This is a genomic window from Bacteroides mediterraneensis (assembly GCF_900128455.1).
Lineage (GTDB): Bacteria > Bacteroidota > Bacteroidia > Bacteroidales > Bacteroidaceae > Phocaeicola > Phocaeicola mediterraneensis.
Map to the genome: position 1 here is coordinate 2,497,448 of NZ_LT635783.1, position 14,479 is coordinate 2,511,926.

General features: G+C 41.2%; 28 protein-coding genes. 26 read left to right on the top strand and 2 right to left on the bottom strand.

What is annotated here, in order from left to right; translation table 11 throughout:
• Positions 1-146: 146 nt before the first annotated feature.
• From BQ7480_RS10585 to BQ7480_RS10695, 23 genes are all read left to right on the top strand, one after another.
• Positions 147-566 carry a zinc-finger-containing protein gene (locus BQ7480_RS10585; RefSeq protein WP_072542818.1) on the top strand — a complete coding sequence of 140 codons (420 nt, stop codon included), beginning with the start codon at positions 147-149 and terminating at the stop codon, positions 564-566.
• On the top strand, positions 551-1,030 hold the full coding sequence (locus BQ7480_RS10590; protein WP_072542819.1) for a recombination protein NinG: 480 nt from the start codon (positions 551-553) through the stop codon (positions 1,028-1,030). Before BQ7480_RS10585 ends, BQ7480_RS10590 begins: the two co-directional genes overlap by 16 nt.
• A gap of 235 nt (positions 1,031-1,265) precedes the next feature.
• Complete coding sequence (locus BQ7480_RS10595) at positions 1,266-1,559, top strand: hypothetical protein (RefSeq protein ID WP_072542820.1); 294 nt, start codon at positions 1,266-1,268, stop codon at positions 1,557-1,559.
• A gap of 45 nt (positions 1,560-1,604) precedes the next feature.
• Complete coding sequence (locus tag BQ7480_RS10600) at positions 1,605-2,180, top strand: NUMOD4 domain-containing protein (protein ID WP_072542821.1); 576 nt, start codon at positions 1,605-1,607, stop codon at positions 2,178-2,180.
• 84 nt (positions 2,181-2,264) lie between these two features.
• Positions 2,265-3,437 carry a DEAD/DEAH box helicase gene (locus BQ7480_RS10605; RefSeq protein WP_072542822.1) on the top strand — a complete coding sequence of 391 codons (1,173 nt, stop codon included), beginning with the start codon at positions 2,265-2,267 and terminating at the stop codon, positions 3,435-3,437.
• Positions 3,438-3,732: 295 nt separating this feature from the next.
• On the top strand, positions 3,733-4,281 hold the full coding sequence (locus BQ7480_RS10610) for a hypothetical protein (protein WP_235816672.1): 549 nt from the start codon (positions 3,733-3,735) through the stop codon (positions 4,279-4,281).
• A 2-nt stretch (positions 4,282-4,283) separates the two neighbouring features.
• Positions 4,284-4,868, top strand: coding sequence for an nSTAND3 domain-containing NTPase (locus tag BQ7480_RS10615; RefSeq protein WP_072543997.1), 585 nt, complete (start codon positions 4,284-4,286; stop codon positions 4,866-4,868).
• Positions 4,865-5,050 (top strand): hypothetical protein, encoded by a 186-nt coding sequence (locus BQ7480_RS10620; protein ID WP_072542824.1) that lies wholly within the window; start codon positions 4,865-4,867, stop codon positions 5,048-5,050. The genes BQ7480_RS10615 and BQ7480_RS10620 overlap by 4 nt, the downstream gene beginning before the upstream one ends.
• Positions 5,047-5,493 (top strand): hypothetical protein, encoded by a 447-nt coding sequence (locus tag BQ7480_RS10625; protein ID WP_072542825.1) that lies wholly within the window; start codon positions 5,047-5,049, stop codon positions 5,491-5,493. The genes BQ7480_RS10620 and BQ7480_RS10625 overlap by 4 nt, the downstream gene beginning before the upstream one ends.
• Positions 5,490-5,723, top strand: coding sequence for a hypothetical protein (locus BQ7480_RS10630; RefSeq protein ID WP_072542826.1), 234 nt, complete (start codon positions 5,490-5,492; stop codon positions 5,721-5,723). The genes BQ7480_RS10625 and BQ7480_RS10630 overlap by 4 nt, the downstream gene beginning before the upstream one ends.
• A gap of 1 nt (position 5,724) precedes the next feature.
• Positions 5,725-7,428: a DNA cytosine methyltransferase gene (locus BQ7480_RS10635; RefSeq protein WP_072542827.1), complete on the top strand. Its 1,704-nt coding sequence runs from the start codon at positions 5,725-5,727 to the stop codon at positions 7,426-7,428.
• Position 7,429: 1 nt separating this feature from the next.
• On the top strand, positions 7,430-7,837 hold the full coding sequence (locus BQ7480_RS10640) for a hypothetical protein (RefSeq protein WP_072542828.1): 408 nt from the start codon (positions 7,430-7,432) through the stop codon (positions 7,835-7,837).
• Between the two features lies 1 nt (position 7,838).
• The gene (locus BQ7480_RS10645; RefSeq protein WP_235816673.1) at positions 7,839-8,351 is read left to right on the top strand and encodes a hypothetical protein; all 513 of its coding nucleotides are present in this window, start codon (positions 7,839-7,841) and stop codon (positions 8,349-8,351) included.
• 72 nt (positions 8,352-8,423) lie between these two features.
• The gene (locus BQ7480_RS10650) at positions 8,424-8,900 is read left to right on the top strand and encodes a hypothetical protein (protein ID WP_139255758.1); all 477 of its coding nucleotides are present in this window, start codon (positions 8,424-8,426) and stop codon (positions 8,898-8,900) included.
• 3 nt (positions 8,901-8,903) lie between these two features.
• Positions 8,904-9,119, top strand: a complete 216-nt coding sequence (locus tag BQ7480_RS10655) for a hypothetical protein (RefSeq protein ID WP_139255759.1) — start codon at positions 8,904-8,906, stop codon at positions 9,117-9,119.
• Complete coding sequence (locus BQ7480_RS10660) at positions 9,116-9,472, top strand: hypothetical protein (RefSeq protein ID WP_072542831.1); 357 nt, start codon at positions 9,116-9,118, stop codon at positions 9,470-9,472. Before BQ7480_RS10655 ends, BQ7480_RS10660 begins: the two co-directional genes overlap by 4 nt.
• A complete protein-coding gene (locus BQ7480_RS10665; RefSeq protein WP_072542832.1) occupies positions 9,469-9,870 on the top strand; it encodes an ASCH domain-containing protein in 402 nt (133 codons plus the stop codon). The genes BQ7480_RS10660 and BQ7480_RS10665 overlap by 4 nt, the downstream gene beginning before the upstream one ends.
• A gap of 3 nt (positions 9,871-9,873) precedes the next feature.
• The gene (locus BQ7480_RS10670; RefSeq protein ID WP_072542833.1) at positions 9,874-10,137 is read left to right on the top strand and encodes a hypothetical protein; all 264 of its coding nucleotides are present in this window, start codon (positions 9,874-9,876) and stop codon (positions 10,135-10,137) included.
• Positions 10,134-10,727 carry a nucleoside triphosphate pyrophosphohydrolase family protein gene (locus tag BQ7480_RS10675; RefSeq protein ID WP_072542834.1) on the top strand — a complete coding sequence of 198 codons (594 nt, stop codon included), beginning with the start codon at positions 10,134-10,136 and terminating at the stop codon, positions 10,725-10,727. Before BQ7480_RS10670 ends, BQ7480_RS10675 begins: the two co-directional genes overlap by 4 nt.
• Before the next feature lie 2 nt (positions 10,728-10,729).
• A complete protein-coding gene (locus BQ7480_RS10680) occupies positions 10,730-11,086 on the top strand; it encodes a hypothetical protein (RefSeq protein WP_072542835.1) in 357 nt (118 codons plus the stop codon).
• Between the two features lie 88 nt (positions 11,087-11,174).
• Entirely contained in the window at positions 11,175-11,612 is a 438-nt protein-coding gene (locus BQ7480_RS10685) for a hypothetical protein (RefSeq protein WP_072542836.1), read from the top strand.
• Between the two features lie 117 nt (positions 11,613-11,729).
• Entirely contained in the window at positions 11,730-11,912 is a 183-nt protein-coding gene (locus BQ7480_RS10690; protein WP_072542837.1) for a type II toxin-antitoxin system HicA family toxin, read from the top strand.
• 35 nt (positions 11,913-11,947) lie between these two features.
• Positions 11,948-12,355: a type II toxin-antitoxin system HicB family antitoxin gene (locus tag BQ7480_RS10695; RefSeq protein ID WP_072542838.1), complete on the top strand. Its 408-nt coding sequence runs from the start codon at positions 11,948-11,950 to the stop codon at positions 12,353-12,355.
• 59 nt (positions 12,356-12,414) lie between these two features.
• Here BQ7480_RS10695 and BQ7480_RS10700 read toward each other — a convergent pair whose 3' ends face one another.
• Both BQ7480_RS10700 and BQ7480_RS10705 read right to left on the bottom strand, forming a co-directional pair.
• On the bottom strand, positions 12,415-12,822 hold the full coding sequence (locus BQ7480_RS10700; protein WP_072542839.1) for a hypothetical protein: 408 nt from the start codon (positions 12,820-12,822) through the stop codon (positions 12,415-12,417).
• Between the two features lie 2 nt (positions 12,823-12,824).
• Positions 12,825-13,073, bottom strand: a complete 249-nt coding sequence (locus BQ7480_RS10705; protein ID WP_072542840.1) for a helix-turn-helix domain-containing protein — start codon at positions 13,071-13,073, stop codon at positions 12,825-12,827.
• Positions 13,074-13,241: 168 nt separating this feature from the next.
• Here BQ7480_RS10705 and BQ7480_RS10710 point away from each other — a divergent pair, with 168 nt between their 5' ends.
• The 3 genes from BQ7480_RS10710 to BQ7480_RS10720 are packed head-to-tail and all read left to right on the top strand — an operon-like array spanning position 13,242 to position 14,334.
• Complete coding sequence (locus BQ7480_RS10710; protein ID WP_072542841.1) at positions 13,242-13,535, top strand: hypothetical protein; 294 nt, start codon at positions 13,242-13,244, stop codon at positions 13,533-13,535.
• A 26-nt stretch (positions 13,536-13,561) separates the two neighbouring features.
• Positions 13,562-13,888: an SH3 beta-barrel fold-containing protein gene (locus BQ7480_RS10715; RefSeq protein ID WP_072542842.1), complete on the top strand. Its 327-nt coding sequence runs from the start codon at positions 13,562-13,564 to the stop codon at positions 13,886-13,888.
• A gap of 2 nt (positions 13,889-13,890) precedes the next feature.
• Positions 13,891-14,334 (top strand): hypothetical protein, encoded by a 444-nt coding sequence (locus tag BQ7480_RS10720; protein ID WP_072542843.1) that lies wholly within the window; start codon positions 13,891-13,893, stop codon positions 14,332-14,334.
• Positions 14,335-14,479: the final 145 nt, after the last annotated feature.

Sequence of the window (14,479 nt, forward strand, 5' to 3'; positions counted from 1 at the left end):
GAAAGTAGGGCGAAGATAGCGCAGGTTTTATCCGCGCGGCATCGGTTAGCCGTTGACTCTATCTGAAAGGTAACGCGAAATCGGAAAGGATTGGAATGTGTGATGTGCCCCGGAGGATACGCTTCGGGGCTTTTAAATTTCAAACTATGGATGAAATATTTACTGGTAAGATTTGCCCCTATTGTGGTAAACCTACCGAATATGTAGATAGTTCTGTAATCTATGGACGTTCATACGGTATGATTTATCTCTGTCGTGATTGTAGGGCTTATGTCGGCGTACATAAAGGTACAGACCAAGCATTAGGACGTTTGGCAAATGCAGAACTACGAAAGGCCAAGAAAGAAGCACATTTTTATTTTGACCAAATCTCCAAGACCAATTTTATAAACAAAATTTGGAAGAAGCATATCCCAAATACATCGAATAGGAATAAGGCTTATTTGTGGTTATCCATCCAACTTGGGATACCACATGACATCTGTCACATAGGTATGTTCGATGTGAAGGATTGCAGAAGAGTTGTTGAACTATGTAAACCATTAGTACAATGCCATACTACATAAAACGAAAACCTAAAAAGAAGAAAGAAAAGCCTTTGCCGTTATTTGACAAGGCAGGTATCAAAGTAAAGAAGAAGCCGGATTTAGTGGCCAAGCTCGATAAAGTTTTCAGCTTATACATACGATTAAGAGATAGCAAACCATTTGGCTACAAATATTTCAAGTGTCCGACTTGCGGCAGGATTCTTCCGTTTGAACAAGCCGATTGCTCCCATTATTTCAGCAGAAGAAGCAACTCCACACGGTTTGATGAAGATAATTGTATGGCAGAATGCCGTTACGACAACCGTTTCAATGCGGAACACTTGCATAAGTTACGTGAAGCGTTGATACATCGGATTGGTGAGAAGAAATTCCAAATTCTTGAATGGAAACATAACCAAACAAAGAAATGGAATGACTTTGAACTTAAAGAACTGATAAAATACTACCAAGCATTGAACAAAAAAATGAGAACAGAAAAATAAGGAAATTACTTGGTATTTCAGAAATTTGAGCTATCTTTGCAATGTTCACGCCAAGAACAACGACATAATAAAGTGATTAATGAGCATATTTTTTATGTTCATTTGTAAGCGTACAATCTGCAAAGATATAAGGCTATCAAATCCCATTGGATGCTCGTTATCACTAACGGTGTCGGTTCTTGGCGGAACGGGAGGCGATAGCCTTTCTTATTTCTAATAACTCAAATTTCGTTCAATGCCAAGAACCAACGAGATTAGAGTAGATGCGAAGCATAGTAACATCTTATCTACGTCTAGCCACGAAACGGCTTATTCTGTCATCAACGGCAATGTGCTAAACTTGCTTATTTCTTTAAGGTCAATCGAGCAATCTTTTTACAAAGAGTACAAACAGCTTGAATCTGATAACAAAGATGCAGATTATGATTCCATTTGTGATAAGTTCTACGATTCTTATGTGAATATGCAAGAGGCATTGAAAACCCTCCTTGCCGAAACAACTGAGATTAATATTCTTCATTCTTTATAAACTTTTGGCGGTTACTTTTGTGGCCGCCTTAAATCATATATCCTTATGGAAGAAGTTTGGAAAGATATACCGCAATTCGAGGGGTTATATCAAGTTTCTAATATGGGCAGAATTCGTTCTTTGTCGCACATTACAAAATGTGGCAATTATACAAGAATAACAAACGGAAGGATTTTAAAGCAAAACCCCGATTTGAGAGGAGGTTATTTTCTCGTTTATCTATCCAAATACGGGAAAGTGAAATGTTTGAAAGTGCATAGACTTGTAGCTATTTGTTTTTGCGATGGATATACTAAAGGTGCTGTCGTGAACCATAAAGATGGGAATCGGAGAAACAATATATATAGTAACCTTGAATGGTGCACTCAAAAGCAAAACATTCATCATTCGATTAAAACTTTGGGGAATATACCTGGATGTGGTACAGGAAAGAATCATCCATTTTCCCTTTCAATAATCCAACTCAATGCAGATGATTCATTTGTGAGAAAATTTGATTCAATAAGAGATGTAGAAAGAATTTTAGGTTATAATTCCTCGCAGATATGCAAGGTATTAAAAGGAAAAAGGGCGCAAGCCTACGGTTACAAATGGAAATATGCAAAAGATTATTATAAATAATTCTCTCAAAGAGTGCGTGAAATATCGCACTCTTACAAAGTATTACAAAGCTTTGGGAGATAAGTTAAGTAAGGAGAAAGGCTTATGAGTTACATATTACGAGATTATCAACAGAAGGCCAGTGACGCGGCTGTCAGTTTCTTTGACAACAAAGCAAAGAAGAACAATGCCATCATGGTGCTGCCCACCGGTGCCGGAAAGAGTCTGGTAATAGCCGACATCGCCAGCCGCCTCGAAGGGCACACGCTGGTATTCCAGCCAAGTAAGGAAATATTGGAACAGAACTATCTGAAGCTCTGTTCGTATGGGATTCTGGACTGTTCCATTTATTCTGCATCATTCGGGCGGAAAGAGATTTCAAGAATAACATTCGCTACCATCGGCAGCGTAGTCAACCATCCGGAACTCTTCCAGCACTTCAAGAACATAATAATTGACGAGTGCCATCTGGTCAACCCGAAAGACGGAATGTATAAGAGATTTCTTTCGATGCTGAAATGTAAAGTCCTTGGATTGACGGCCACACCTTACCGTCTTTCATCAAGCAGGGATTTCGGCAGCATGTTGAAGTTCATCACACGCACACGCCCATGTGTGTTCTCTGAGGTGATTTATCAGGTTCAAATCTCTACTCTATTGGATATGGGTTATCTGTCAAAGCTGAACTATTATGAAATGAACCCTTTAGGATGGAACGAACTTAACCTGAAGGTGAACACGACCGGTGCAGACTATACCGACAAGTCTGTCGTAAAGGAGTATGAGCGTATCGACTTCTACGGGTTTCTGGTCAGCATTGTGCAAAGGCTTATGAATCCGAAAAGCGGGGTAAAGCGTAAAGGTATATTGGTATTCACAAGGTTTCTGAAAGAAGCTGAACGCCTTACCTGGTCCATTCCCGGAACGGCCATCGTTTCGGGTGAGACGCCGAAGAAAGAGCGTGAGCGTATTCTTGAAGCGTTCAAGGCCGGAGAAATTCCGGTGGTGGCCAATGTCGGCGTACTTGTTTGTGGTTTCGATTATCCCGAATTAGACACGGTTGTTATTGCACGTCCTACTATGTCACTGGCCCTATGGTACCAGATAGTTGGCCGCGCCATCCGTCCGCATCCGAGCAAGGAAGCCGGATGGATTGTTGACCTTTGTGGGAACAAAAAGCGATTTGGCGAAGTCAAGGATTTACGCTTGGTGGATGGTGGAAACGGCAAGTGGGCTGTGTACTCCAACAACAGGCAGTTGACTAACGTAAGATTCTAAGATTATGGAAGGATATATAAAACTAAGCCGCAAGTTCTTCTCGAATGATATGTGGAATGAGGCCCGGACTTTTAGCAGTTGCGAAGCGTGGCTTGACCTGATTCAGTCAGCACGATTTGAGGCAACGCCCCGTATGGAGAGTATCGGAGGTCGAGAAGTCTCTTATACAAGAGGACAATATCCTGCATCCATAAGATTTTTATCAAAGCGTTGGCACTGGACTGAAAGACGGGTACGGACTTTTCTTGCCTTTCTGAAAAGAGAGAACATGATAACTCTTTCCAAAGAACAAGGAATGAATATCATAACCTTGGTAAAATACAATGACTACAACGGAAATCCTACTGACACAGCAAGTGACACAAGCAATGACACAATGAGTGACACAGATATCATTCAGGAAATCAATGATTTACGTTCGCAAGTGACACTGCTAATGACACAAGTATCGACACAGCAAGTGACACAGCCCCCAAAGGAGGCCGAAAAGCGACACACGGGTGACACAAAGCAAATAAAGGAGAAGAATAATAAAGAAACTACTACTAACGTAGTAGCAAAGAAAGACGCGGCTAAAGCCGCTACTCTCTCACGAAAAGATTCTTTCTACCAGTTATTGGTTCCTTATGTCGGCCAGTACCCGAAGGAAATGATTCGTGCTTTCTTCGATTACTGGAGTGAGCTTAACAAATCCGGCACCCGTATGCGATATGAACTGGAAAAGACATGGGAACTTCCCAGAAGACTGGCAACCTGGGCCAGCCGTGAGAAAATTCCTTCAAAAACCGATTTGGGCGTAGTCCTGAAAGACAATTCACCCGAAAAATACAAGAAAGGATGGTAAACATGGAACAGATAAATTTTCAACAGACAATCGCACGGCTCAAAGATACGGGCTTCTCCCCTATCCCGAATGTCGTACAGGTATCAGTTCCGGATGCCAAAAAAGTTCTCTGGGCCGGCATCAGGTATTTCACCGGAAATAATGCCCAATGGTTGCCGGAGTACGAAGAGGTGGCAGGCTGGTTGGCCGGCAATGAAGGCCGCGGCCTTCTGTGTTTTGGAAACTGCGGACGCGGAAAGACCCTTATCTGCGGAAAGATTCTTCCCCTACTCCTGAACCATTACTGCGGAAAGGTGGTAAGCTGCTACGATGCACAGCAGATGAACGCTGATTTGGACGCTGTGAAGCAAAAACACATCATCTACGTGGACGATATAGGGACAGAGAATTTAAGCGTGAAATACGGAGAAAAAAGGCTTGCTTTCGCTGAGCTGGCGGACGAGGCAGAGAAGAAGGGAAAACTTCTCATTCTTACTACCAACCTCACGATAGACGAGCTTAGAGAGAAATATGGGGAAAGAACCATCGACCGGCTGAGGGCTATAACGAAAACCGTACTGTTCAGCGGTAAAAGCCTGAGAAAATGAAAATCACAATCTGCTGGGTAACGCGCGACTGGAACCTAATCAGGAGGCTGCGCGAGAAATACCGTCTACCGCAATACATGAACGTAAACAGGCTTACCGAAGCGGAAGTAGACGAAGAGACCCTTGACAATCTCCGTAAGGGTGAGCCGAAGTATTTAATCATCAGAAAAGTAGAGAAATGACAAGACAAGAATCAGAAAGAAAGCTCAATGAGCTGAGACAGAAGTACATTTCCTTGATTTCATCCATGAACTTTGCCAAAGCACAGAAAATCAAGAACAAAATTGAATCCCTTGAAAGAGAACTGGAGCCACATTCCTTGGGAGAGCTTCTTCAGGACTATACCCCAGAGTTCAAGGTAGAAATGCTTCGCAAGATGCACAAGCTGTTCATCTACTCCGATTTGCTTGAAGGGGCTGCACTGGAGTTCCAGTCTGAACTTGAATCAAACGGAATAGATGCCCAAGTGGTTTTTCAGGTAAAGCGCGTATTGAAAGAGCTGAGAAGTATAGTACGAATACCTGATGAAGAGAATAATACCTCTTTGTCTGACAACTTTGCCGGTATGTGTGATGAAGCCGGACTGGTAGTAAGTAACATAATCAACAAATATCTTGCAAAATGATAACAGAAAATGACCCGATGATTCCACGCAAGGTGGATTTGGAGAAGAACCCTTCTGGAACCGAATTGAAAATCGCCCGGCAGCGGGAGATGGAGAAACATGGAAAGTATGTGGCTGTCCCCGGTGACAAGACTAGGACACGAATCTTCGTCCGCAACGGTGAGAACGTGGAAAAGAAGATAGCTGCGTACTTGGAGAGAATCAACAACCGACCTCAAAGATGGAACTGATATGATAAAGTTACTCTATATAGACCTTTTCTGCGGTGCCGGTGGAACCAGTACCGGAGTAGAAAACGCACGCTACGAAGATGAACAGTGCGCTAAAGTGATAGCATGTGTAAACCACGATGCAAACGCCATCGCCAGCCATGCGGCTAACCATCCGGATGCGCTGCACTTCACGGAGGACATCAGAACACTGGAACTGTCTCCTTTGGTGGCCCATGTGGAACGAATGAAGAAGATTTATCCTGATGCACTGGTTGTGCTGTGGGCCAGCCTTGAATGTACGAATTTCAGTAAGGCCAAAGGCGGCCAGCCACGGGACGCTGACAGCCGGACACTGGCTGAGCATCTGTTCCGCTACATCGAAGCCATTAACCCTGACTATATACAGATAGAGAACGTAGAGGAGTTTATGAGCTGGGGAGATATGGACGAACATGGGCATCCCATCAGTAAGGACAAAGGCCGTTGCTACGAGAAATGGAAACGGAATGTGAAGCGATACGGCTACGACTTCGACTGGCGAATCCTGAACGCTGCCGATTATGGTGCCTATACTACCCGCAAGCGGTTCTTCGGTATCTTTGCTAAACGTGGCCTTCCTATTGTATTCCCAGAACCGACACACTGCAAGGATGGGAAAAACGATATGTTCGGTCGGCTGGAGAAGTGGAAGCCTGTCAAGGATGTGCTTGACTTCTCCGATGAGGGAGAAAGTATCTTCTGCCGGAAGAAACCGCTGGCCGAGAAAACTCTTGAACGCATCTATGCCGGATTGATTAAGTTCGTGGCCGGAGGTAAGGAGGCTTTCTTAGTGAAGTACAACTCTATGAATCGGAAAGGTAAATACCAGGCACCAAGCGTTGACGAGCCATGCCCGGTTGTGGCAACACAAGGACGGCTTGCATTGGCCAAGGTGAACTTTCTTTCAAAGCAATTCAGCGGACAGCCGGATAGTAAGAACATATCTGTGGAAGGTCCTGCTGGAACAATCACCTGTAAAGACCATCACGCTTTCGTGTCGGCCTATTATGGCAACGGTCACAATCATTCGGTAGAACAACCTGCGCCGACGGTAACTACAAAAGACAGGCTATCTTTGGTTACGCCTTTCTTTATGAACTACTATTCCGGTGGAGGTCAGTTAGGAAGCGTTGAAACACCATGTCCGGCAATAATGACGGTGCCCAAGCAAAATTTGGTTACTCCGGTTCTTATGAAACAGGTTCCTTACCGGAAGCCGTGGATAATGAACACAGCTTTCTCCAATGTAGGGAGCAGCATCGACCAGCCTTCACAGACCATCACGGCAAACAGAAAATGGCATTACCTGATGAATCCTCAGTTTGCCAGTGCTGGAGGTTCTGTAAATAACCCTTGTTTCACACTGATAGCAAGAATGGACAAAATGCCGCCTTATCTGGTAGAGGTTGAAGGAGGTATCGGCATACAGGTTACACCTGATGACAGTCCAATGACAATCAAGATTAAGGAGTTTATGGCTTTGTATGGTATCATCGACATCAAGATGCGTATGCTTCGGATTTCAGAGCTCAAGAAGATAATGGGATTCCCTGAAGACTATGTGCTTATTGGCCCTCAGTCAGACCAGAAGAAATTTATCGGGAATGCCGTAGAGGTGAACATGGCACGGGTGCTTTGTGAGGCGATTTGCAAGGAGATAATCAGAAAACGAAAGGTGGCGTGATATGGGAAAACTGAAAGTCTATTACGGATGGTCAAGAATAGGCAACGTCCGTAAGAAACGTGCATTGTCCGTCATGTTCGAAAATGAAATACAAGGATGCCGGAGTGAACGAGGACAAAGATGTCTGAGAACTATACAAGACACAGTGATTGAACGATACCAGACTGATGAGGAAGAAAAGGAAGGCAAGCAGCAAAACCGGATTTTCACGGAGTACAGCTTATTCCTTGATGAAAAACCTATCAATGGTAGCCTTGAGAAATGCCTACTAATAAACAATGAAGCTGACAAGAATCATGTTTCCAAGACTATGCGTGAAAAGATTTCCGAAGCACTGAGAAAGTCCTTCCTTTATGCTAATCCTGGCTATAAAGAGCCGAGTAGCCAACTTGAATTGAAATTTGAATGATATGGGAAAGCAGGAAAGCGTGAGTGATTTTTATCAGTACGCAAAGGATTTGGCCAAAGCTGAAAAGGAGCTGAAAATCGAGAATTGGGTGCAAATCAGCATCTGCTATGGTTACGGTCATCAATCTGTCACCCTATATACATACGACCTTCCGCGTGAAGTGTACGAAAGAAGGATGTGGGTAATCAGATGGAGGGTGGCCAGACTGAAATGCCAGTATCCGAGGAATGATGTGTACACTTCTTTTTACTACTACGACAAGCGTTCAGGAGAGTCGCTTGAAGTGAGTTCCTGCCTTAGTAAACTTATATCAGCAAAAGCCCAGATAACGAAAGCAGAACGCAGGATGAATGAATACATCGGGTACAACCTCCAGAACAATCTATTCTTTGACGAGAATACAGACGAGGAGCTGGTTAAGTTTAGAGAGAAACTGGAGCGCAAGAAACTCGAGTGTGCAGAGTGCGAAAAGAGGCTTGAACAACTTGTAGAAAAAAGGAGAAATAATAAATGAAAACGAAATTGTATTACCTGTTTCTGGTAGTCATGTGGTGGCTGCTTGGATAGGTGGAAAGGAGGAATGAATATGGAAAAGAAAATGGTAAAAGTTCCGTTTGATTTGGAACTTGCAAAGAAAATAACAAATGGTGAGGTAGAAGGTAGAATAGTTAGAAAAGATGGAGTAAATGTACGAATTGTTTGTTGGAATTACAAATCTTTATCTGGTGAATATCCATTAATGGCATTGGTTGAAAACGGTATTTTTGAAGAATCAGAATTATATACTTCTGAAGGAAAATATAAATCATGGGAGAATGGAGGAACAGAAGATAAATACGATTTGAGTATTGAACTGAATAAAAAAGAGAAGTATCAGTTTAAACCGTTTGATAAGGTGCTTGTGAGGGATTATGATGATGGTTTTTGGAAAGCAGATATATTTTTAAATAATTCAGATGGATGTAATTATATGTGTACTGGAAATGTAGTTTGGGCTCAGTGCATCCCTTATAACGAACAAACTGCACATCTATTAGGAACAACAGATAATTGGGAGGAATAAACAATGATACAAAGAGTAGATATGTATGCATGTGTATGCGACAGATGCGGCAAGACACACGTAAACGAGAATTTAGGATATGTAGCTTGGACAGATGGGAGTCAGGCTTTTGAAGATGCAGAAGAAGCAGGTTGGACTGAAATAGACGGAAAACATTACTGCCCAGATTGCTATGAATATGATGAAGAAACAGACGAATATAAACCAAAGAAGAAATGAAAGCAAAACTAATAAAAGAATGGGATTGGTACTGTAAAATATTATCAGAAGGTACAGAAGTAACAATTATTAAAGGCATGGAAGCAGATGCATCCGATGTGCTTAATGCACCATACGGTATGTGTTACCTTTGCGAGTTTGAAGGAAGTATGCATTACATTCCTGCAACGTATCTTACCATTACTGATTGGGAGAATACGGATTGGGAACAGCGCAGATACGAAATAGCAAAGGAAGCTATGCTTCACATGATAGACCCTAAAATGTTAACTCAAAAGTACGGTCTTATGGCTGTAAATGCTGTTGAGTTTGCTGATTCTTTGATTGCTGAACTAAAGAAAACAAAAAAATGAAAGCAATATCCATCAAACAGCCGTGGGCGAGTCTAATCGCTCACGGTATTAAGGACATCGAGAACCGGACATGGAAGTGCCCTCAGCAGTATATCGGACAAAGGGTACTTATCCATGCTGCAAAGACTACAGTCAAGGAAGGATGGAGCGCACTAACAGAAACACAGTTAAAGAAAGTATTTCCTCACAAGAATAAACTTTATGGAGATAATGAGAAGCTTCCGCAGGGTGCCATCATTGGCAGCGTAGTAATAGAAGATTGCGTACAGAACCATCCTTCAGTGTGGGCAGAGAAAGGTTGCTGGAACTTGGTGCTGAAAGATGCGGTTCTGTTTGACAAGCCAATTCTGAATGTGAAAGGGAAATTAGGATTTTGGAATTATAATTTGGAGGATTAAGCGATGAAAACATTTACGATAAGTGTTCCGACAAAAAAAGAAGAAATAAAGAATTATTTTATGCAGTTGTTTGGCTGGATGACGCATCCTGGTAGGATGAAAAGGAATAAATCACTATTTGATAATTTGTATAATGAAATATGTGATGAATTAAATTCAGGATACTGGAGAAACGATATTTCAAAAGAAATGAGAGACCGTCTTACGTCGTATCCATACGGAAAGATTGCAGAGATGATTATTGAAAAGAAAAGTAAACTGTTATGAATCTAAATAAATTAAGAGATAAGGCCTACAAGTGCGCAGTAGTCCACGGTTGGCACGAAGAAAACCTGAGTGATGAACATTTCCTCTGTCTGGTCATATCTGAACTGATGGAAGCGGTGGAAGCTGACCGGAAAGGAAAACATGCAGATACCAAAAAGTTCAATCAGGAATTGGATTACTACATACACGAGATGAAGCTGTATGGAGAAAACTATGATAAAGCCTATCGTGATACGTTTGAATATTATCTTAAAGATAGTGTGGAGGACGAACTTTCTGATGCATGCATCCGGATGCTGGATTTGGCCGGACTTAGGAATGTGGATTTGGGTGAGGTCAATTCTGATGAATTGAAATGTTCTGAAGGATTCTTCGATTGGACTTTCACAGAATCTGTTTTCTCGATGGTATGTAACATGACAGATACAGATTACATTGATACCCATTCATTCGGCAGTTTTCTTCGAGTGTCTTTAATTGAAATATTGGTTTTCTGCGTACAAAAAGATATCGACATTTTCTGGCATATCGAACAGAAGATGAAATACAATGAACTACGCCCATATAAGCATGGGGATAAAAGCTACTGACCATGAAACACATATTCTACGCCTTAATCATTCTGCAAGCCCTGTATGAGCTTGCGAAGCTGTTTAGATGTAAATCCCTGTACCGACATGTGAAAGTCTTTCAAAAACTGGATAAGACATCAAAAAGATGGTATCTGATGGCACATCCGTGGCTCCATGTTGCATTGTTCATGGATACCGTCGGGCTTATGCTTTTGGGTATAGGATTGTTTTCAAGCCAGTGGGTATGTTTCCTTGTTGTCTTGGCCATGAGTTTCAGCCGGATTCAAAAATTGGGAGCATGGGCGATATTCCTGGACAGTCTGGTTACGGTCATCATCTACACTTTCGCCATCCTGAACGCATACCACTTGGCATAAAAAAGGGAGCCAGCCCACACGATTAGAAGCCAACTCCCACACACGATTATGATGCAAATATACTAATTCATTCTAAAACTATCGTGCTATGACAAAAGAATTTTCGTCAATCGTGGAGTTGAAATCAATACGTGAACAGAAATCAAGATTATCGGAAAGAGAGCAGGAGCTTTCGTTACCAGTGCTGACTGATCTGTCGCTTATTCCGGAGATTTACGGCTGGTTCAAGGAGATCCTTTCCGGGATGGACTGCCATCCCAATCCTGAGAGCGTTACTCAGCGGAAGAAGTTCCTCTTTATCGTTCTGTTCCTATTTGCCCCCAGCGTGTTGGCTGGCGGCCGGCTGACGAATGGCATCCGAGCAGAGATTTCCGGCGTGTTCCCGGATGTGTCCCCGTGTGTAATTTCGAACAATATTGCCGATGTTTCCTTTATCTACCAGCAGTACAAGGATTTCCGGCAGGATATTGAGTATCTTTACAATCAGATTTTAGAACGGCTGAAAAACAAAGGACTAATCAAGTAGCTGCTGGTGCTGTATAAGCTCCAGCATTTTTTATTATTTGTAGCGAAAATGTTACAATGAAGTTTGCATAATTGTAGCGAAAATGTTACCTTTGTATTGTTAAATAACAAAAGCGATATGAAATTTAGTGAAATGCACAGAAGACTTGAGCAGGCTGGCTGGTATATTTTCAAGGAAACAGACCACCGCTACTACGCTCACAAGGATTTTCCTTACTTGATTAAAGTCGGTCGGCATGGTAGTAAAGAAGTACCGCCAAATGAGTTTAACAAAGTAATGAAGAAAGCAGGGCTAAAATAAGCCCTGCACTTCATTCCAACATAAATTGCACGATTATGAAGAAAAAAGTAAAAGCAATCATCAGCAAGTCCGATACAGGGTTTGTTATTATGATGGAAGGGTTTGATTGGGCTATGTCCTATGGCGATACATTGGAGGAAGCCAAAGCTGATTTTGAGAACTTTCCGCAGGAGTATATTGAAATGTCTAAAGAAGCAGGGAAGGAGATACCGCCTGAATTAAACAATGGCGAATTGGAGTTTGAATATGTTTATGACTTGTCAGGCTTCTTTAAACAGTTCCCGTTCATTTCGGCAACCGCATTGGCTAAAAGATTGGGAATAAATGAAGGGCTTATGAGGCGTTATAAGTCAGGTTGCGCTCCTGTAGGAGAAATGCAGAAAAAAAGGATATTGGATGGCATTCATGCCATTGGTAAAGAACTGCTTTCCGTTCAATTCTAAGTCGCTTTTGTTATTGTACGAGAAAGTTAAAGCCGGAGCGTTATGCTTCCGGCTTTTGTCTATTTTCTATGTACTTCTATTATTTCACCTAAATGAAAAGCTATTTGCCAAAAAGCATATAAATCAGCACGTATCATATTTGGTATGAACCTAAAGCCGTCAACCTCTACTAAAGCCGTATCACGTTCTTTGGCATATCCAACGGCAATATACAAATATTTGTAAGGTTTAGGTACAAACGGAAAATTTCCGTTATTATAGTCGTCAATGAAATATTCTTTATCTGGTTGGGTTACATTTGGATTAAGAACATATTTGCCGTTTCCATCTTTGAGCAAATAGCGGTTTGCAGTAATACCTTCTTTGATTTCTCTATACTCTTCTTTCTTTGTACCTGCTATTATCTGGTCAAAATAAACTTGCTTTATAGGTAAATAAAGGGTATTCTCTTTAGTAGGCGTTTCCATAATTATTCTATTTTAAGATTTATATCTTTCCCACAATGAGGACAGGAGATTGAAAGACAGTCTTTCTTTGGTTGCTCGAATAATTCCGTTACCGGACATCCAATAGCATCAGCAATCTTATTTAATGTTTCTACCGTTGGGTTTCCATTTACCATATTAGAAAGATTAACCCTATTGATACCCATCTTATCGGCAAGCTCTGTTATAGTCATGCCTTTTTCTTTAATCACTTCTTTTATTCTTAAATTCATATTGCAGTGTTTTAATATTCGATGCAAATATACAAATAAAAACCACTTGTAACGTTATATCGGTACATTTATTTGTTAAAGTAGTGTTAAATGTTTCTTTTTATTTTGCCTATTGTAACGATTTATATTACATTTGCATCGTAATCGAAAATTAAAACATTACATAATATGAAAGCAATAAACGAAACAATAGCAAATGCGATAGTAGAAAACATCGAAGGCAACAACGGTACATTCTCTTTTGAGGTAGAAGTAAGCAATACTTTGGTAGTTGTCAATGGTAGCTTTGAGATTGACGGTTATTGCGAAGATGATTATTTCAACGGTACAGGCGCATGGGTAACTACTTACGTTTCTGTTTGCATTGATAGCGTAGAATCCTATGACGAGGACGGCAACGAGATGGATGTGGATTGCGACCTTTCAGAGATTGAAAGAAGCGTTGAAAGATTGGTAGCATAATATTAAACGACTAAAGATATACGGTTATGGCAACAGAAAAAAGAAACCAATTAAAAGAGATTATGAGTCTTGCTTGGTCATTTGTACACAAGAACGGTTATTCAATGAGTGAGGCGTTGAAATGCGCTTGGACTAATATCAAACTTCGTGCATTGCTTCATAAGAAGGTGGTTGAGTTCTATTTCAAGAAAACAGACGGCACGCTGCGTCAGGCTTTCGGTACTTTAATGAGCGGCAGAATACCTGAAACCAAAGGTACGAAGAAAACGGCAGATAACTGCCAGGTGTACTTTGATACAGAGAAAAACGAATACAGATGTTTTAAGAAGTGTAACCTTATAAAAATAGCGTGATTATGAATATAGTAACAGATGCGTATGGCAAAAACATTCAGGCTATTAGCGCAAAAGAATACAACCAATTTTGTCAAATAGCTTCAATGACACAGCCTTATCTAAGATTTGAAGAATCAGCATTTTGCAAGTTAGTAGATATTGCAACATCTATGATTCGAAGTGGATTAGATAATCAAAGTGCTAAAGAGATACTATTGAAATATAAAGAAAAGTATTATCCGTTTGGATTCAAAGAGAATATGAACAAACCTTACATGGCTGACTGTAGAAGGTTTTTGTATCCAAGAATAAAGCCTAATTTCGAACATTATACCCTTATTGAAGTGGATGTATTTATTATGGTTTACAGGGCATGTAAACAATTTATATATTCTGGTCTAACCAATGAATCCGCAGAAGAACTTTTGGGAAAGGTAGAAATGTATAGAAAAATTCTGAGTTAAACTCTCACGCACGACGATTTTGAAACAATCAGCCAAATGTTTGTTCTGAACACGGTAATCTTTAGGACAAATATTTGGCGGTTGGTAACTTTGCCTTAGAACGAAATGCGCTTCGTGGCTGTAGCGTTAGAAGGATATTCAAGGC